Raw genomic sequence first — 17,075 nt, 5'->3', positions numbered from 1 at the left:
TGTTTGTCACTTCCGCCGACCGGGCGATGGCCCCGCAGAGCCCCGGAATTCGCTGCGCCGGGCTCACCGAGATGATCCACGGCAAATTGCCGGCGATTGTGGCCCGGGAATTGCAACGAAACGGACATGAACGCCGTGACCCGTAGCAATTCTTCCCGTCCCCGCATCCTGTTCGTCGACGACAGCCGCCTGATGCGGGCCTGTGCCACGCGCATCCTGGGGCAGGACTTCGACCTGCTGCTGGCCGAATCCGCCGAGGCGGCCTGGGAGCTGCTGCAGGACGACGCCAGCATCGAGGCCTTGTTCAGCGACCTGCACATGGACGGCAAGAGCGGTTTCGACCTGCTCCAGCAGGTCCGACAGGCCGACCAGCCGCATCTGGTCGACCTGCCGGTCGTGTTGATCACGGGCGAGGAAGACGGCGAGACTCGCCGCAAGCATGCCCTGATGCTGGGCGCCACCGACTTCATCTCCAAGCCGTTCCAGGCCAGCGAACTGCTGGCGCGAGCCAGTGCATACTCGCAAACCAGCCAGTCCGCCAAGCGCCTGCGCCTGCTCGAGGAAGAACACCACGTCGACCCGGAAACGGGGCTGGGCAATCGCCGCTACTGCGAAGAGCGCCTGATGCAGGCGATGAGCTTCGCCCATCGCCACCAGCAACCCCTGGTGCTCATGCACCTGCGCCTCGACGGCCTGACCGCCTTGCTCGAGGAAATGGGCGAACCCCACGCCGAGCGCGCCCTCCAGCGCATCGGCGATACGCTCAAGCGCCGCATCCGCCGCGAGGACACCGCCTTCCGCACCGAACCGGAGACCTTCTCCTTCCTGCTGGCCGCCACCGACGCCGAGGGCGCGGAAAAGCTGCAGAGACGTTTCATGCCGGATCTCGAGGAGCTCGGCCTGTGCCCCGAAGACGAGGCGCTCGCCGTGAAGGCCGGGTTCATCGTGCAGACGCCGCCGCCCATGAACGGTCGTGACGGCGCACAGATCCTGGAAGAGGGACTGTCCGGCGAGGCGACGCCCGTCTCGGCGGTCGGCGCGCCCAGCACGTCGGTTCCGGGCATCGAGCAGGCCCTACGCCTGCTGGATCAGGGTCGGGAAGACCAGGTCACGCCGCACCTCGAAGCACTCCGGGAACGCCTGCAACCGCTGCTCGACCTGATGGGGCGCGGCGGCGCGCTGGCTTCGGGCGAAGGGGCGAAAAGGGACCTTCACTGAGCCGGATCGGCCGAAGCGGCTCGATCTGGTCGGGCATCGACCAGGCACTCGTCGAGCCAGCCCGCGAGTTCGTTGAAAACCGCTTCCATGCCCGCCTCCATGGCCGACACCGCAGCGTCGATATTCGCGCCGCCCGCGGGCTTTCGGCTGGTCACGCGCCTGGACGACAGCAAACCGCCGCCGCTGTCGAACAGACGTGCGACGACGGCGATATCCGCCTCCAGTCCACCGTCCCCCTCCACCAGCTCGAAGCGCCTTAGCACCAGATCCAGGCGATATTCCGCGGGCAGGCTGCCGTAGCGACCCACCGTCGCCACGCGACCGTCGAGATGGGCGACCAGCAGGTCCTGCACGAGATCCGGCGCCCGGTCGATCCAGGCGGCCCCGGACCAGGGCATCAGGACGCGATCCCGCCGCACCAGGATGCGCGTGGAGTCGCGCGCGCGATCGGCGTGCGGGCGGGCGACGGCAAGCGTGCGGTCGGGCTCGTCGGCGCCGGTCTCGGCGTCCGACTCGAGCTGCGGGGCAATCAGGCGATACCGCGTGTCACTGCCGCCGAGCACGCAGGCTGAAAGCAGGGTCGCGGCAGCGAGCAGGATCGCGGCCTTGAGGGCTGTCGATTTCATTGCGGTTCGTACTCCTCCGGGCGCTCGTCACCGAGCAGGAAACCGGCCGGGTTGCGTTCGAACTTGTCGGTCAGCGCCGACAAGGCTTCGATCAGCTGGCGCAGGTCCTGAACGGCCGGCCCCAGCGGCGTGATGACCTGGTCTCCGAATCCGGCCACGGCGGCCTCGTTGCGAGCGATCATGCGGTCGATGCGTTCGGACGACTGCGCAAGGCGCGACATGGCCTGGCGCAGTTCATCGGCGGCATCGGGAAACGTCTCGAGCAGCGCCGGCTCCAGGCGCTGCAGCGTTCGGGAAATGTCGCCGACCGCACCCCGCAGTTCGCGAATCAGCGGCACCAGTTCCTCGCTGCCGCGGTGGAGGTTCTGAACGATTTCGCCGAGCCGGTCGCTCTCGCCGGTGAGGGCCTGCGTGAATCGATCGATGTTGTCGAGCGTGGTGGCGACGCGGTCGGCGTTCTCGTCGCTGAGGAATTCCAGCAGGCGAAGCATGACCTGGCTGGCCGTACTCGCGATGTCCTCGGAGGTTTCGATGAGCCGCTGCAGCCCGGACTCCTCGGCGATGATCACGGGCCGTTCGCGGCCGGGCCCGGCCTGGAGCGACGGACTGTCGGAGCTGCCGCCGCGCAACTGGATGGTCGAAACGCCGGTCAGGCCCGAGACCGACAGGCGGGCGGTGGTGTCCTCGCGCAGGGGTGCCTGCGCGTCGAGGCGGATGACCGCGATGACGCGCCCGGGATCCTCGGGCGAGAGTTGCAGGTCGCGAACGCTGCCCATGCTGATGCCGTTGTACTGGACGCCCGAGCCCACGTTGAGCCCGCTGACCGGCTGCAGGAAATGCACCTCGAGTTCCTGCCAGGCTTCTTCGCTGGCCCACTGCGACGACCACAGCCCGCCGAGCACGAGCAGGATCGCTCCGGCGAGCGTGAAGGCACCGATCAGTACGTGATTGGCCCGAGGTTCCATGTCTATCGCTCCCTTCGCCCCTGCGCGGCCTTCGCCTGCCTGGCGCGCGGCCCGTTGAAGTAATCCCGCACCCAGGGGTGATCGAAAGCCTCGACCTCCTCGAGCGGGCCGCTGACCAGCACCCGCCCGTCGCCGATGACGGCGACTCGGTCGCAGATGGCATAAAGCGTATCAAGATCGTGGGTGATCAGGAACACGGTCAATCCGAGCGCGTCCGCCAGGGTGCGCAGCAGCTCGTCGAAGGCCGCCGCGCCGATGGGATCGAGGCCGGCTGTCGGCTCGTCGAGAAAGAGAAGCTCCGGGTCCAGCGCCAGGGCGCGCGCCAGGCCGGCTCGCTTGCGCATGCCGCCGGACAACTCCGAGGGATACTTCCCGCCGGCCGACACCTTCAGCCCGGTCAACCGGATCTTCAGGCGGGCCAGCTCGCAGCGCAACGGACTTCCTATGTCGCGGTAGTGGGTGCGAATCGGCACCTCGACGTTCTCGCGCACCGTCAGCGACGAGAACAGGGCGCCGTCCTGGAACAGAACGCCGGTGCGCCGCCGCAGCGTCTGCAGCGACTCACCCTGACCGCTCACGCTTCGGCCCAGCACCTCGATCGAGCCCGCCTGCGGTGGCCGCAGCCCCAGGATGGCGCGCATCAGAACCGACTTGCCGCTGCCGGACCCGCCGACAACGCCCAGGATCTCGCCGCGCCGCACGTCGAGGTCGAGCCCGTTGTGAACTGTCTGTGTGCCGAAACGGTTGACCAGGCCGCGCACGCGCACCGCCACCTCATGTTCGCTCGTCCCCGCGCTCACCAGCCGATCTCCATGAAAAAGACCGCGGCCAATGCATCGATGATGATCACCAGGGTGATGCTCTGCACCACCGCCGAAGTCGTGCGCTCACCCACGGACTGGGCCGTGCCCGCGACCTTGAAGCCTTCCAGGCAACCGATCAGCGCGATGGTGGCGGCGAACAGGGGCGCCTTGAGCAAGCCGACCAGGTAGTGCTGCAGGGAGATGGCCTCGCGCGTTCGCGTGAAGAACATCTCCGGCTCGATGCCCAGCGACAGCACCGAAACCGCCAGGCCGCCGGCAAATCCGGCAATGGTCGCCAGCAAGGATAGGATGGGCAGCATGACGAGCAGCGCCAGCAAGCGCGGCAGCACCAGCAGCACGACGGGATCCAGGCCCAGGGTGCGCATGGCGTCGATTTCCTCGCGCGACTTCATCGTGCCGATCTGTGCCGTGAACGCGCTGGCGGTGCGCCCGGCGAGCAGTATGGCGGTCAGCAGCACGCCGAATTCGCGCAGGAACGAGTAGGTGATCAACTCGACCACGAACAGTTCAGCCCCGAAGTCGCGCAAAACCGTGGCGCCCAGGTAGGCCACGACGGCGCCGACGAGGAAGGCCAGCAGGGCGGTCAGCGGCAGGGCATTGAGCCCGGTCTGCTGCATGTGGAAGACGGTGGCCGTCACGCGCCACTGCGCGGGGCGGAACAGCGTGCCGAGGAGTCGGCTGATGGCCAACCCCAGAAACCCCACCAGCAGCCGCAGGTTGCTCCCGGCGCCGGCCACGACGCGCCCGATACCACCCAACCACTCACGCCACAGGGGCGGCGGCTCGTCTTCGCCCTCGCCCTCGTCCGCGAGGGCATCGACGATCACGGAAAACAGCGGGCGATGTTCATCGCGAAGCGCTATGGCCTCGGGCGCCACCGACAAGGCTTGCGCAGCCCGAAGAAGAAGGAGCACTCCGGCCGCATCGATATGGTCGATCCCGGTCGCGTCGACGCTGCGAGCGCTGCCGCTCGCATCGATGACGGTTCGCTCGAGCTCGGATGCATGCGACAGGCGCCAGTCACCGCGGGCCAGCCAGCGGTCACTGTCGACGGCATCGACGACGAACTCGGCGGATTCGACCATCAGCACGAAGCCTGGATCAGGAGAAAATGGCTACAAGGATTCCTCGCCTCGATTATGGCACGACGCAGTAGCCCCAACTGGACACAGCCGGCAGCATCCGGCCCGGTTCCTTCTCAGAACTCGAAGCGATCGCTGAAGATCAGCAAATCGCCGTTGCTCTCCGCGAGGCAGGCGGGCGTGTTGGCATCCACTCGCTGATTCATGACGGCCTCGACCTCAGGTGCCAGGAGCAATTGGTTCTCGCCGCAGCCGTTGACGTTGCAGTAGCTCATCAACGTCCCCGCCCCACCCGAAGGACAACTGGTCGCTCCCGAGTAACAACCGGACTCCTGGGCATAACACTGGTCGACGGGCGGGTCGTAGCAGTGGGTATGAACCGATCCGAGGTTGTGGCCCAACTCGTGGGCGAATAGACGGGCGCTCGAAGCAACCGGCACACCGGCATTCTGGAAAAGCTGGTTGACGCTGTAGCTGCCGCCGGAAGACTGGTTTACGCAATAGGAATCCACCCAGGCAATGCCCGAAGCCGAGAACTCCGAACTCGACTGTCCCGACACCAGCGCGGCATGCGTTCTCTGCACGCCGCCGAAGTTGTTGGCCCAGTAGGTGCCGAATTCCTGAAGCTGCGCGAAATTCGCAGGCGAGCCGGTCTCGCTGTAGGGGTCGGTACCCACGCGCAGGTAGGTGTCGCCCTGCAGCATGTGCAGTGAGAGCTGGGCCTCGAAGAGCGTATTGGTGATCACCAGCAAGTCTTCGAGCCATTCCGCAGCGGCGACGGTGTCGTCGCCAAAGCGAAGATTCAGCCACTCGGCGTCGGTATCGATGGCCAGCACGCCATAGCGAAGGCTGCCCCGAGCTGACGCCCCGAACAGGCCCGCCATGGGGTCTTTGCGAAGCACCGGCATGCGATCGGACTGGTCCAGGCCGACATTGCCGCAACTAGCCTCCAGCGCCACGCCGGCCGGCAGGGTCGCCGCCGGTTCAGTCGCGGTAATGCGCAATCCGTCGTCACCGGACAGGCCCAGCGACCGGATGCCGTCCGGCCCGATGACCGCCCCGCTGACGCGAAGCCCGACGGGATCGAAGAGCAGGCCAACCCGAACGCTCGGCCGATCGACCACCCGGCCCGAAAAGACCTGGCGACGGGGATAGTCCAGCGGACTCGCACGACCCTCGGCGATGACGCGAACGGTCGCACCCGGCGCCCGCAACTCGATTCGCTGCAAATGCACGGTGCCGGAGACGGAGTCGCCGAACAACCTTCCCTCGACGGGAAAGGCATCGCCAAGCTCTGCGGCGCGCATGGCCGTGACCAGACCGGCGGTCGAAGCAACCTTCTCGACCGCCGGGGCAGAAGACAAGAGAACGCAACCGAACAGGAACCCGATGATCAAGCGCATGGCAGACCGCTCCAGGAATCAGGAGCTTGGACATTACGCCCGATCCGGGAGCGGGGCAAGTCGCGCCAGTTGCCTTGTCGAGTCAGTCGAAGGGCACGCGATAGGCGCCGCCGCGCCGCCGAATCTCCAGCGTAAGATCTTCGCCATCGTCGAGCGGAAAGACGCTTCGCATTCCGGCCAGGTCGCGAACCCGCTGCCGATTCACGGCAACGACCAGGTCGCCCGGCCGCAGGCCCGCGTTCCAGGCCGAGGAATTCCGGCGCACGTTTTCGACCAGCACGCCTTGGGCCCGGGCTCGCTCCGGAATCCGGACCAGGGCAGCGCCTTCCAGGCGTTCGTCGAGCCGCTGGCCCGAAATCCGCTCGTCCAGGTTCTCTTCGATGACGATTCGAACCGCGTCCTGTTCGCCATCGCGGATGTACTGAACGCGCACGCGGCTGCCGACCGCCAACAGACTCTCGATGTTGCGCAGACCCTGGGCGTTCTCGACCGGGCGGCCGTCCACCGAGACGATCACGTCGCCGGCCTCGAGCCCCGCCGACAACAGGGCCGAGCCTTCGTCCAACCGGGTGATGACCGCGCCACGCGTCGTCTCCAGCCCGAGAGCTTCGCGCAGTTCCTCGTCGAGATCCTGAACCTCGATCCCGAAGGAACCGCGCCGGACTTCGCCGTACTCGATGAGCTGCGTCATGACATGGGCGGCGGTGCTCACGGGGATGGCGAAGCCGATCCCCACGTTGCCGCCCGAGGGCGTGAAGATCGCCGTATTGATCCCGACGAGCTCGCCCCTGAGGTTGATCAGGGCGCCCCCGGAATTGCCGGGATTGATGGACGCATCGGTCTGGATGAAGTTCTGGTACTCGAGCCCGCGCAAGCCGCTCCTGCCGAGCGCGGAAACGATTCCGGAAGTCACTGTCTGGCCGAGGCCGAAGGGGTTGCCGACGGCCACCACGAAATCCCCCACCCGCAGCCGGTCGGACTCGTCGAGCGGCAGTTCGGCCAGGTCGTCGGCGTCGATGCGAATGACGGCCAGGTCGGTATCGCGATCGGAACCCACGAATTCGGCGGCGAACTCACGCCCGTCCTCGAGCCGCACCGCGATGTCGTCGGCGCCCTCGATGACGTGGTTGTTGGTCAGCACGTAACCGTCTTCGGCGTCGACGATCACGCCAGATCCCAGGCTTTGCTGCACCCGCTCGCGCGGCATGCTGGGAAAGTCGAAGAAACGGCGGAAGAACGGGTCGTCGAAGAACGGACTGGTGCGCACCTGCACCCGGGTCCGGGTATGCACGTTGACCACCGCCGGCATGACCTCCTCGAGCACCGGGGCCAGAGAAGGCAGCGGCTCGCCGTCGACCGACGCCGGCAGCGCTGCCGACACATTCCGGACGGCGAGGAGCAGAATGAAGACGAGGGAAAAGCGAAATATGTTGTTCATCATGCGCCTTTAGGCTCAATAGAATGAGTGGAACGACGCCGCGTTGGACTGATCCGGACGGCGGCGGGTTCACTCGATCCGCCATTCGGCACAAACGCCCTTGCTACGGGTCTCAACGCCATTCGCCGGGGTTGCATTTGCTCGCAAAACCCGGATGATATAGGCGCAACACAGGTTTCGCGACCCAACATCTTGGGTCGGTCAAGCCTGGAGAGCACAATATGCTGAACCTGGACCAGCAAGTACTGAGAACGGACGTCACCGGCATGCCGCTCGAATGGATCGGCTACCAGGCCGCGGTTCGCCTCATCGTACTCGACCAGGTCTGCTACGCACTGGGCAGCGTGCTCTACCGCCTGCACGGCGGCATCAATGCCAGCAGCGGGCGACGAACCGAGATCCCGGTGAATGCCATCATCGCCACCCACGGCTCGCACCCCGACGCGCATCGCTTCTACGATCGCTACACGCCGCCCCTTTCGAACCGCGCCCTGTTTCGCCGTGACGAAAACCTCTGCCTCTACTGCGGGGAGCAGTTCCGGGATCGCGAACTGTCGAGAGACCACGTGCACCCGATCGCCCAGGGCGGCGTCGACACCTGGGCCAACGTGGTCACGGCCTGCAAGCGGTGCAACAACCACAAGGGCTCGCGCACGCCGGAGGAAGCGGGAATGCAGCTTCTGGCCATTCCATTCACGCCCACGCACGCCGAATACGTCTACCTGCAGGGGCGACGCATCCTCGCCGACCAGATGGAATTCCTGCTCGCCCATTTTCCGCGCAACAGTATCTTGCGCCAGCGACTGACCGCCGCATTCTGATGCCACCGGATTCCAGCTCAGCCGGTGGTCGGCAGACCTATCTCGTCGACGCCAGCGTCTACATCTTTCGTGCCTGGCACAGCATGCCCGACCGCTTTGCCGATCCGGCAGGCCGCCCCACCAATGCCGTGTACGGATTTGCCCGCTTCCTCTGCGAGCTGCTCGAACAGACCCGGGCCCGGCACGTTGCGGTTGCCTTCGACGAATCTTTGACCACTTCGTTTCGCAACGAGATCTATCCCGACTACAAGGCCAACAGGGAACCGGCACCGCAAGAACTCAAGCGCCAGTTCGCCTGGTGCCAGGACCTTGGCCGGGCGCTGGGCATCACCGTGTGCGCCGACAGTTACTACGAGGCCGACGACCTGATCGCCACCCTGGCGGGCCAGTGCCGATCGAGGGGGCAGTCGGTCTGCGTGGTCACCGGCGACAAGGACCTCGCGCAACTACTGATTGATGAAGACCACTGGTGGGATTTCTCGCGACGACGTCGACTGGACCGCCGCGGCGTGTTCGAACACTTCGGCGTGCATCCCCACCAGATTGCCGACTTTCTGGCGCTGACCGGCGATGCGGTCGACAACATCCCCGGCGTGCCCGGCGTCGGCCCCAAGACCGCCAGCGCGCTGATGGCCCACTTCGGCAGCCTCGACGCGCTGTACGAGCGTCTCGACGAAATCGCCTGGCTGAAAATCCGGGGCGCGAAAACCCTGGCGACCAAGCTCAGGCAACACGAAGCGGCGGCGCGCCTCGCCCGCCGCCTGACCGGGCTGCACACCGAGGTGCCCAAGCTGGCCGAAATCGGCGAGCTGGAGCGCCGCCGGGCTGACGGCGATGCGCTCGACGCCCTGCTCGACGGACTCGGATTCGGCCGCCCGCTTCGCGAGCGGCTGCATCGCCTGGGCGAGACGGGCTGACTCGACCAGCAAGAATCGCCGAACGCGCCGGGCCGTGCCGATCAGCCCACGCCGATCAACCGTCGCCGACGGGGTCTTCCGGGTTCTACTCGGGTTGCTGCTGTCGCTGCTCTTCCCGTTGTCGCTGGATTCGTTCCATGATCTCTTCGCCCACCACCTTGACCGAAGCGTTGTCGACGTCGATTTTCATGATGGGCACTTCCGGGAGGTCGCCCTCGGCCTTGCCTTCGGCATCGACATGATGCCAGTGGCTGGCGGCAAAGAAGTAGAGCGCGTTGCCGTCCATTGCACCGAAAGTCGGCGTGTCGAATTCGTTCTTGGCCGCGGCCAGCGGCGCAACCTCGGTGGCCCCGAGCCCGTCGGGCCCGAGCTTGAGCCGAACCACGCGCTGCGGCGAGATGGCGTTCTGGATGGCGATCAGGTGGTCGTCCCAGAAGAAGAGCCCGTCGACGCCACCAGCGTTGAACGTCTCCGGAACGCCCAGTTGCCAGGCCTGCTGTCCCCCGGTCGCGTCGACGACGAAGATCCCCAGCTCGTAATCGGCGATGTAGAGCAGCGTTCCGTCCTCGTTCAGCGCAAGCCCCCTGAGGCTGGTGAAACTGTTGTGCCCGAAGAAGGGTCGCAGTTGCCCATCGGGTGAATCCAGCCGGTAAACAACCGGGGCCTGCGTATCGGCAGCGAAAACCGTGCCGTCCTGCGCAACCGCCAGTGAGCCAAGGAGGTTGCGCCCGCCACCGGTACTCAGCGGGTATTCCGCCTCCAGCGCTCCGGTTTCGAGGTTGAATCGCAGCAGCGAACTTCGGATATCACCCTCCCTTTCCGGGCCCTGGAACTGCGGAACGCGTCCCGTCGCAACCCACAGTCGATCCCGATCGGCGTCGATGGCCAGGTCGAACACGGCCTGCAACTCGCCGACTTCCCCGGGAGACGCCCAGGTCGTCCAGGATTCCCCGTCTTCGCTTGTGATGATCAGCCCGTCGCGCACGGTTCCCACGAACACTCGATTGCTGGCGGGGTCGACGGCCATCGCCTCGGGCATGGGGTAGTCCGAACCGAGCCTCGACCAGACGGTTGTATCGCCAAAGGGCTCTCCGGCTTCGCTCATGAGCCGGTTGAGGTGATCGTAGATTTCGTGTTGCCTGAGCGGCTCCACCGCCTCGATCTGGTCCCAGTTTTCCGACAGGCCCTGTTGCTGCATCTTGAGCATCATGTCGTAGGCCTGCCTCAGATTGCCCAGCCTGGCGTGACCTTCCACGAGGTGACGCATGAAGTCCTGGTTATAGGGACGCAGCCGGTGAAGCTCTTCGGTGGCTTCCACCCATGCCTCGATGTCCTGCCGCTCGTATGCCGCGGCCGCCTTCCCGAACCAATGAGCCAGCTGCTGCCCCGGGGCCGGCCGTTCCTGCGCTTGCGCAGCAGCGGTCGAAGCCGTCTCTTCGCTGTCTGACGTGCTGCCTTCGCTTTGGGCGGCCGACTGGGCCGCGATCGGCTGGGTGAGCAGGCCGATGAGGGCCAGGGTGAAGACCGGTGCGATAATGCGCATAATCCGTTTTCCTGTTGATTTGAATATTCGCTGGAGATGGGACTGTCGACGGTCGCAATCGTTCAGGCACGATCTCCGGTGATCCCCCAAAAGGGCCCGAAAGCATGGACCGCACGACGAAAAACGACACCCTATTGTACGCGGGGCGCTACCTCCAGCTGGTGGACCGTGGCGGTTGGGAGCTGGTCTCGCGCCGGCACCGCGTGGCCGTGCTGGTTGCCTGGACGCCGGCCGACGAGTTGCTGCTGGTGGAGCAGTTCCGCGTGCCGCTGGGCCGGCGCACCCTGGAATTGCCGGCAGGCCTGGTCGGCGACGAGCCCGGCCGGGAGTCCGAACCGCTGCTCGAGGCCGCACGGCGCGAACTCGAGGAGGAGACCGGCTGGCGCGCCGGCGAGGTAGCCGAGATCATGCCCTGCCCGACTTCGGCCGGCATGACCGACGAAATGGCCGTCTTCGTGCGCGCGACCGACCTGGTTCAGACGGGCGACGGCGGCGGCGATGCCAGCGAAGACATCGTCGTCCATGCGATCGGTCGGGGCCGGATCGACGAATGGCTGACCGAGCGGCAGTCCCACGGCTTCGCTATCGACCCCAAGATCTACACCGCGCTGTACTGGTCCCGCCCCGGGGGCTGAGGACTCAGAGCATCCAGCGGCCCGCGGCGGTCGCGATGACCATCAATGCGGCCACGGCGATGACGAGCCAGGTCAGGCTGGTTCCCCAGAAGCGCCCGGGCGAATATCCGGAGCGCCGGTTGAGACCGGCGAAGCCGTGGATCGTGCGCCCGAGGAGGAGCACCAGCCCCAGCAGATGGACGACCCAGACCGGCGCGGCGGTGCCGGCCTCCACCATCGCGACCAGCAGCAGGGCCAGCGGCACGTACTCGGCGAAATTGGCGTGCGCCCTCACCGCCCGGTTGAGTTCCTCGTGTCCGCCGCTGCCCAGGCCCACCTGGAGACTGCGGCGAAGGCGCACGACGCGAAAGGCGAGCGCCAGGAACATCAGGCCCAGGAGGCCGGTGTAGAACATGGTGATCGTGAGGCTCATCGCTTGTCCCTCCTCGAAGCATCGGACGGGCAGTATAGTGCCGATGCTAGACTCGGTTCCGATCCATGAGAAACGGAAGCGTAAGCGATGATTCGATTGTCCCTGCTCGCGGCCCTGCTGCTGGCCGCCGGAAGCGTCATGGCTGAACCCCCGGTCGCCATCGCCATCCACGGCGGCGCCGGCACCATCGTGCCGGAGAAGATGACCGCCGAGCGCGAAAGCGCCATCCGCCAATCACTGCGCCAGGCCGTTCACGCCGGGCACGAAGTGCTGGCCGAGGGACGCCCGGCAATCGACGCGGTGGTCGCCGCCATCCGCGTCCTCGAGGACTCGCCCGAGTTCAACGCCGGACGGGGTGCCGTGCTGACCAACACCGGCACCGTGGAGATGGACGCCTCGATCATGGACGGCTCGAATCTCGACGCCGGTGCGGTCGCTTCGATCAAACGAATCCGCCACCCCATCGAGGCGGCATTGCGCGTCATGCATGACTCGCCGCACGTGATGATGATCGGTGAGGGCGCCATGAGCTTCGCCCGCGACCACGGCCTCGAGTTCATGGACGAGGCCTGGTTCATCACCGACTTCAGGCGCCGCCAGCTCGAAGCGATCCAGGCCGACGAGCAGGCCGGCCTGCAGTTGTCGGAGAGCTGGCATTCAACGGTGGGCGCGGTCGCCCTCGACGCCGACGGCAACCTGGCCGCGGCCACGTCGACCGGCGGCATGGCCAACAAGCGCTGGGGACGGGTCGGCGATTCACCCATCATCGGCGCCGGCACCTACGCCGACAATCGCGCCTGCGCTATCTCGGCCACCGGTCACGGCGAGTTCTTCATCCGGCACGTCGCCGCCCACAGCATCTGCTCCCTGGTGCGGCTGGCGGGCCTGGACCTGGACGAGGCCGCGGACCGAATCATCAATGAAACCCTCAAGGACGCCGGCGCCGACGGCGGCGTGATCGCCATCGACCCGAAGGGCAACATCAGCATGCCGTTCAACACGCCCGGCATGTACCGCGCCGCCATCCATCCGGACGGCCGCTTCGAGATCGGCATCTACCGCGAGTCGGAGTGAACGGGGAGTCGGTGAAAGGCGGGGAATTCGGCTTCGCCTGCCCCTGTTGCGGGGAGCCCAACGAACTGTTCATCGACCCCGAAGAGCGCGGTCAGGTCGTGGTGATGGACTGCCGCGTGTGCTGCCGGCCGATCGAGATCGCGCTCCCGCTCAATCCGGACGAGGCACCGGACGTGCGGCCGGAGGACCAGTAGCCGGCTCAGGCGATATCGCGTTCGCCGGCCGCGGCCTTGCCCAATCCGAGGTTGCGGCAAAGGGCCAGCGGCGCCTTCGACTGGTTGAGCGTGTAGAAGTGGATGCCCGGCGCGCCGCCGTCGAGCAGTTGTCGGCACAATCGCGTCACGACCTCTTCGCCGAACGCGCGCAGCGAGGCCTTGTCGCCCGCTTCTTCCCAGGCCTCGATGCGCTTGGCAATCCACAGCGGAATCTCCGCGCCGCACATGCGCGAGAAGCGCGCCAGGCCCGAGTAGTTGGTGATCGGCATGATGCCGGGCACGATCGGCACGTCCACACCCGCCGAACGCGCGTCGTCGACGAAGCGGAAGTAGCTCTCCGCACTGAAGAAGTACTGCGTGATCGCACCGTCGGCGCCGGCCTCGACCTTGGCGCGGAAGTGCTCGATATCCGTGATCGGAGTCTTCGACTCGGGATGATGTTCGGGGTAACAGGCCACCTCGATATGGAAGCGGTCGCCGTAGTGTTCGCGAATGAAGCGAACCAGGTCGACCGCGTAGTCGAAGACGCCGGACCCGCCGCCCGAGGGACGATCGCCCCTGAGCACGACGAGCCGTTCGATACCGTTGTCGCGGTAGTCGTCGAGCAGGTCGCGGATGCTGTCGATGTCTTCGGACATGCAGGAAATGTGGGGTGCCGCCGGCACGCCGGTGTGCTCGGCGATGTTGCGCACGGCCTCGAAGGTGCGCGTGCGCGTCGAGCCGCCGGCCCCGAAGGTCACCGACATGTACTCCGGACCGAGCGCAGCCAGACGATCGCGCGAGCGCTCGAAGGTCTCCTGCTGCTTTTCGTTCTTGGGCGGAAAGAACTCGAAGCTGAGTTGCGGCTTACTCATAAGGTTTCAGGTTTCAGGAACCAGGTTTCAGGGCGGGCTCCGGTCCAGGTCTTCCTGAAACGTGAACCCTGAACCCTGAAACCTTTCGTCCATCAGTACCGGTAATGCTCCGGCTTGTACGGGCCTTCGACCTGCACGCCGATGTAGTCGGCCTGTTCCGGCTTGAGCTCGGTCAGGCGCACACCGATGCGCTCGAGGTGCAGCCGCGCGACCTTCTCGTCGAGATGCTTGGGCAGCACGTAGACCTGGTTGTCGTATCGGTCGCCGTGCTTGAACAGCTCGATCTGGGCCAGGGTCTGGTTGGTGAAGGAGTTCGACATCACGAAGCTCGGGTGCCCCGTGGCGCAACCCAGGTTCACCAGGCGCCCGCGGGCGAGCAGGATGATCTTGTTGCCGTCCGGGAAGGTAATGTGATCGACCTGCGGCTTGATCTCGTCCCACTCGTACTGCTCGAGGCTGGCCACATCGATCTCGTTGTCGAAGTGACCGATGTTGCACACGATCGCCTCGTCCTTCATGCGGCGCATGTGGTCGTGGCCGATGACGTTGTAGTTGCCGGTGGCGGTGACGAAGATGTCGGCCGCCTCGACCACGCCCTCGTCTTCGAGGTTGACCACCTTGTAGCCTTCCATCGCGGCCTGCAGCGCGCAGATCGGATCGACTTCGGTGATCCAGACGTTGGCCGACAGGGCTCTGAGCGACTGCGCCGAACCCTTGCCGACGTCGCCGTAGCCGCAGACGATGGCGGTCTTGCCGGCGACCATCACGTCGGTGGCGCGCTTGATGGCGTCGACCAGCGATTCGCGGCAGCCGTAGAGGTTGTCGAACTTCGACTTGGTGACCGAATCGTTGACGTTGATCGCCGGGAATTTCAGCGTGCCTTCGCGCTCCATGCGATAGAGACGATTCACGCCGGTGGTGGTTTCCTCGGTCACGCCCTGGATGTTGGACAGAGCCTCGGAATACCAACCGGGGTTCGATTCCAGACGCTTCTTGATCGCGGCAAACAGGGCCTTCTCTTCCTCGCTGCCCGGATTGTCGAGCACGCTCGGATCCTGCTCCGCCTGGGCGCCCAGGTTGAGCAGCATGGTGGCATCACCGCCGTCGTCGAGAATCATGTTGGCGGTCTGGCCGTCGGGCCACTGGAAGATGCGGTGGGTGAATTCCCAGTATTCGTCCAGGGATTCGCCCTTGAAGGCGAAGACCGGGATGCCGCGCTCGGCGATGGCGGCCGCGGCATGATCCTGCGTGGAGTAGATGTTGCACGACGCCCAGCGGACTTCCGCGCCCAGCTCGATCAGGGTCTCGATGAGGACCGCAGTCTGGATGGTCATGTGCAGGCTGCCGGCAATGCGCGCGCCCTTGAGCGGCTGGTCGTCGGCGTACTCGGCACGGGTCTGCACCAGGCCCGGCATTTCCGTCTCGGCGATCTTCATTTCCTTGCGGCCGAACTCGGCCTGGCTCGGATCGGCGATGCAGAAGTCCTTGTCGGTCGGGGCGAGCTGCTCGTCGAAGAGCACGCCCTTTCTCACGTCTTCGGGGTTGGCGTTCATTGCTGCTTTCCTCTTGGTTCGTTCAATCAGTGAATTCGTCGATGGTTTCGGGCCCGTCCGTCGGGGATGCGACCCCGACCCACGCAATCAGGGCGCCGCTCGGGCTCAGATCCCGGCGTCGGCGCGCAGCGCTTCGGCCTTGTCAGTGCGCTCCCAGCTGAAGGTCGTGAAGTGCTCGGTCGTTTCGTGACCGCCGCGGATGACCTTTGCCGAAGTCTCCTGGGGTTGCCGGCCGAAGTGACCGTTGGTGGCCGTCTGGCGATACATCGGGTGGAGCAGGTCGAGCGACTTCAGGATGCCGTAGGGCCTGAGATCGAAGTGTCGACGAATCAATTCCTCGATCTTTTCCTCGGGGATCTTGTTGGTACCGAAAGTGGTCACCGAAACGGAGGTCGGCTCGGCCACGCCGATGGCGTAGCTGACCTGAACCTCGCACTTGTCGGCGAGCCCGGCGGCCACGACGTTCTTGGCCACGTAGCGTCCGGCGTAGGTGGCCGAACGGTCGACCTTGGACGGGTCCTTGCCGGAGAAGGCGCCCCCGCCGTGGCGCGCCATGCCGCCGTAGGTGTCGACGATGATCTTGCGGCCGGTCAGGCCGGCGTCGCCCACGGGGCCGCCGATGACGAACTTGCCCGTGGGGTTGATATGGAAACGCGTGTCGTCGTGCAGCCAGTCGGCCGGAAGGACGGGCTCGATGATGTGCTTTCTCACACCCTCGCGCAGCTCCTCGAGGCCGACGCCTTCGTCATGCTGGGTGGAAAGCACGACGGCGTCGATGGCCACGGGCTGGCCGTCCTCGTAGCGCAGCGTGACCTGGCTCTTGGCGTCGGGGCGCAGCCAGGGCAGCGGATTGTCCGTGTGCTTGCGCAGCCGGGTCTGCTGCTCGACCAGACGGTGCGCGTAGTAGATCGGCGCGGGCATCAGCGATTCGGTTTCGTTCGAGGCGTAGCCGAACATCAGGCCCTGGTCGCCGGCGCCCTGGTCCTCGGGAATCTCCCGGTCGACGCCCTGGGCGATGTCGGGCGACTGCTTGCCGATCATGTTGATCACCGAGCAGGTGTGGCCGTCGAAACCGACTTTGGAGGAGTCGTAGCCGATGTCGACCACGACCTGGCGGATCAGCTCTTCGAGATCGACCCAGGCGGTCGTGGTGATCTCGCCACCGACGATGACCGCCCCGGTCTTGAGGAAGGTCTCGCAGGCCACTCTGGCATGCGGATCCTGCGTCAGGATGGCATCGAGGATGGCGTCGGAAATCTGGTCGGCCATCTTGTCCGGGTGGCCCTCGGACACCGACTCGGAAGTGAACAGGTAGGATCTCATGGCACAGATTTATCTCTTGATCGGGATAGAAAGATACGTAGTCTAACGCAGGAGGCCCGGGGATGCATCTGGGTTTCAGGTTTCAGGTTTCAGGTTTCAGGTTTCAGGTTTCCGGGTTCCGGGTTCCGGGTTCCGGGTTCCGGGTTCCGGGTTCCGGGTTCCGGGTTCCGGG

The 17,075-nt window shown here is 65.8% G+C and carries 17 protein-coding genes; 6 read left to right on the top strand and 11 right to left on the bottom strand.

The window, feature by feature from the left end; all coding sequences use genetic code 11:
- Window positions 1-135: 135 nt before the first annotated feature.
- Window positions 136-1,218: a GGDEF domain-containing response regulator gene (locus DZC52_RS01165; RefSeq protein WP_181918706.1), complete on the top strand. Its 1,083-nt coding sequence runs from the start codon at window positions 136-138 to the stop codon at window positions 1,216-1,218.
- Here DZC52_RS01165 and DZC52_RS01160 read toward each other — a convergent pair.
- The 6 genes from DZC52_RS01160 to DZC52_RS01135 form a co-directional block, all read right to left on the bottom strand.
- Window positions 1,212-1,844 (bottom strand): ABC-type transport auxiliary lipoprotein family protein, encoded by a 633-nt coding sequence (locus tag DZC52_RS01160; RefSeq protein WP_116649288.1) that lies wholly within the window; start codon window positions 1,842-1,844, stop codon window positions 1,212-1,214. The genes DZC52_RS01165 and DZC52_RS01160 overlap by 7 nt on opposite strands.
- The gene (locus DZC52_RS01155; protein ID WP_116649287.1) at window positions 1,841-2,809 is read right to left on the bottom strand and encodes an MlaD family protein; all 969 of its coding nucleotides are present in this window, start codon (window positions 2,807-2,809) and stop codon (window positions 1,841-1,843) included. The genes DZC52_RS01160 and DZC52_RS01155 overlap by 4 nt, the downstream gene beginning before the upstream one ends.
- 2 nt (window positions 2,810-2,811) lie before the next feature.
- On the bottom strand, window positions 2,812-3,609 hold the full coding sequence (locus tag DZC52_RS01150) for an ABC transporter ATP-binding protein (RefSeq protein WP_245960733.1): 798 nt from the start codon (window positions 3,607-3,609) through the stop codon (window positions 2,812-2,814).
- Complete coding sequence (locus tag DZC52_RS01145; RefSeq protein WP_116649329.1) at window positions 3,606-4,718, bottom strand: MlaE family ABC transporter permease; 1,113 nt, start codon at window positions 4,716-4,718, stop codon at window positions 3,606-3,608. The genes DZC52_RS01150 and DZC52_RS01145 overlap by 4 nt, the downstream gene beginning before the upstream one ends.
- A 113-nt stretch (window positions 4,719-4,831) precedes the next feature.
- Window positions 4,832-6,118, bottom strand: a complete 1,287-nt coding sequence (locus DZC52_RS01140) for a M12 family metallo-peptidase (protein ID WP_116649285.1) — start codon at window positions 6,116-6,118, stop codon at window positions 4,832-4,834.
- Between the two features lie 82 nt (window positions 6,119-6,200).
- Entirely contained in the window at window positions 6,201-7,556 is a 1,356-nt protein-coding gene (locus DZC52_RS01135) for a Do family serine endopeptidase (RefSeq protein WP_116649328.1), read from the bottom strand.
- A gap of 221 nt (window positions 7,557-7,777) precedes the next feature.
- Here DZC52_RS01135 and DZC52_RS01130 point away from each other — a divergent pair, with 221 nt between their 5' ends.
- Window positions 7,778-8,377, top strand: coding sequence for an HNH endonuclease (locus DZC52_RS01130; RefSeq protein ID WP_116649284.1), 600 nt, complete (start codon window positions 7,778-7,780; stop codon window positions 8,375-8,377).
- Window positions 8,377-9,294 (top strand): 5'-3' exonuclease, encoded by a 918-nt coding sequence (locus tag DZC52_RS01125; RefSeq protein WP_116649283.1) that lies wholly within the window; start codon window positions 8,377-8,379, stop codon window positions 9,292-9,294. Before DZC52_RS01130 ends, DZC52_RS01125 begins: the two co-directional genes overlap by 1 nt.
- Window positions 9,295-9,379: 85 nt before the next feature.
- Here DZC52_RS01125 and DZC52_RS01120 read toward each other — a convergent pair whose 3' ends face one another.
- Window positions 9,380-10,837: an NHL repeat-containing protein gene (locus DZC52_RS01120; protein ID WP_116649282.1), complete on the bottom strand. Its 1,458-nt coding sequence runs from the start codon at window positions 10,835-10,837 to the stop codon at window positions 9,380-9,382.
- A gap of 104 nt (window positions 10,838-10,941) precedes the next feature.
- Between DZC52_RS01120 and DZC52_RS01115 the strand changes: the two genes are divergently transcribed.
- The gene (locus tag DZC52_RS01115; protein WP_116649281.1) at window positions 10,942-11,472 is read left to right on the top strand and encodes an NUDIX hydrolase; all 531 of its coding nucleotides are present in this window, start codon (window positions 10,942-10,944) and stop codon (window positions 11,470-11,472) included.
- 4 nt (window positions 11,473-11,476) lie between these two features.
- On the opposite strand, the gene DZC52_RS01110 is transcribed toward DZC52_RS01115, so the two are convergent.
- Complete coding sequence (locus DZC52_RS01110) at window positions 11,477-11,884, bottom strand: MAPEG family protein (protein WP_116649280.1); 408 nt, start codon at window positions 11,882-11,884, stop codon at window positions 11,477-11,479.
- Between the two features lie 87 nt (window positions 11,885-11,971).
- On the opposite strand from DZC52_RS01110, the gene DZC52_RS01105 reads away from it, so the two are divergent.
- A complete protein-coding gene (locus tag DZC52_RS01105) occupies window positions 11,972-12,958 on the top strand; it encodes an isoaspartyl peptidase/L-asparaginase family protein (RefSeq protein WP_116649279.1) in 987 nt (328 codons plus the stop codon).
- Window positions 12,955-13,152: a zinc ribbon domain-containing protein gene (locus DZC52_RS01100; protein ID WP_245960732.1), complete on the top strand. Its 198-nt coding sequence runs from the start codon at window positions 12,955-12,957 to the stop codon at window positions 13,150-13,152. The genes DZC52_RS01105 and DZC52_RS01100 overlap by 4 nt, the downstream gene beginning before the upstream one ends.
- Window positions 13,153-13,157: 5 nt before the next feature.
- On the opposite strand, the gene metF is transcribed toward DZC52_RS01100, so the two are convergent.
- The 3 genes from metF to metK form a co-directional block, all read right to left on the bottom strand.
- Window positions 13,158-14,027, bottom strand: a complete 870-nt coding sequence (gene metF / locus DZC52_RS01095; protein WP_116649278.1) for a methylenetetrahydrofolate reductase [NAD(P)H] — start codon at window positions 14,025-14,027, stop codon at window positions 13,158-13,160.
- 92 nt (window positions 14,028-14,119) lie between these two features.
- On the bottom strand, window positions 14,120-15,580 hold the full coding sequence (ahcY, locus tag DZC52_RS01090; protein WP_116649277.1) for an adenosylhomocysteinase: 1,461 nt from the start codon (window positions 15,578-15,580) through the stop codon (window positions 14,120-14,122).
- Window positions 15,581-15,685: 105 nt separating this feature from the next.
- A complete protein-coding gene (gene metK / locus DZC52_RS01085; RefSeq protein ID WP_116649276.1) occupies window positions 15,686-16,903 on the bottom strand; it encodes a methionine adenosyltransferase in 1,218 nt (405 codons plus the stop codon).
- Window positions 16,904-17,075: the final 172 nt, after the last annotated feature.

It is taken from the genome of Wenzhouxiangella sediminis (assembly GCF_003410055.1).
GTDB classification, from domain to species: domain Bacteria; phylum Pseudomonadota; class Gammaproteobacteria; order Xanthomonadales; family Wenzhouxiangellaceae; genus Wenzhouxiangella; species Wenzhouxiangella sediminis.
The sequence above is the reverse complement of the archived record's forward strand: the minus strand, read 5'-3'. Positions and strand labels throughout refer to the sequence as shown.

Coding starts and splice junctions, on each gene's coding strand:
- DZC52_RS01160 (WP_116649288.1), bottom strand. CDS start 1,844: ATGAAATCGACAGCCCTCAAGGCCGCGATCCTGCTCGCTGCCGCGACC.
- DZC52_RS01155 (WP_116649287.1), bottom strand. CDS start 2,809: ATGGAACCTCGGGCCAATCACGTACTGATCGGTGCCTTCACGCTCGCC.
- DZC52_RS01145 (WP_116649329.1), bottom strand. CDS start 4,718: ATGGTCGAATCCGCCGAGTTCGTCGTCGATGCCGTCGACAGTGACCGC.
- DZC52_RS01140 (WP_116649285.1), bottom strand. CDS start 6,118: ATGCGCTTGATCATCGGGTTCCTGTTCGGTTGCGTTCTCTTGTCTTCT.
- DZC52_RS01135 (WP_116649328.1), bottom strand. CDS start 7,556: ATGAACAACATATTTCGCTTTTCCCTCGTCTTCATTCTGCTCCTCGCC.
- DZC52_RS01130 (WP_116649284.1), top strand. CDS start 7,778: ATGCTGAACCTGGACCAGCAAGTACTGAGAACGGACGTCACCGGCATG.
- DZC52_RS01125 (WP_116649283.1), top strand. CDS start 8,377: ATGCCACCGGATTCCAGCTCAGCCGGTGGTCGGCAGACCTATCTCGTC.
- DZC52_RS01120 (WP_116649282.1), bottom strand. CDS start 10,837: ATGCGCATTATCGCACCGGTCTTCACCCTGGCCCTCATCGGCCTGCTC.
- DZC52_RS01115 (WP_116649281.1), top strand. CDS start 10,942: ATGGACCGCACGACGAAAAACGACACCCTATTGTACGCGGGGCGCTAC.
- DZC52_RS01110 (WP_116649280.1), bottom strand. CDS start 11,884: ATGAGCCTCACGATCACCATGTTCTACACCGGCCTCCTGGGCCTGATG.
- DZC52_RS01105 (WP_116649279.1), top strand. CDS start 11,972: ATGATTCGATTGTCCCTGCTCGCGGCCCTGCTGCTGGCCGCCGGAAGC.
- metF (WP_116649278.1), bottom strand. CDS start 14,027: ATGAGTAAGCCGCAACTCAGCTTCGAGTTCTTTCCGCCCAAGAACGAA.
- ahcY (WP_116649277.1), bottom strand. CDS start 15,580: ATGAACGCCAACCCCGAAGACGTGAGAAAGGGCGTGCTCTTCGACGAG.
- metK (WP_116649276.1), bottom strand. CDS start 16,903: ATGAGATCCTACCTGTTCACTTCCGAGTCGGTGTCCGAGGGCCACCCG.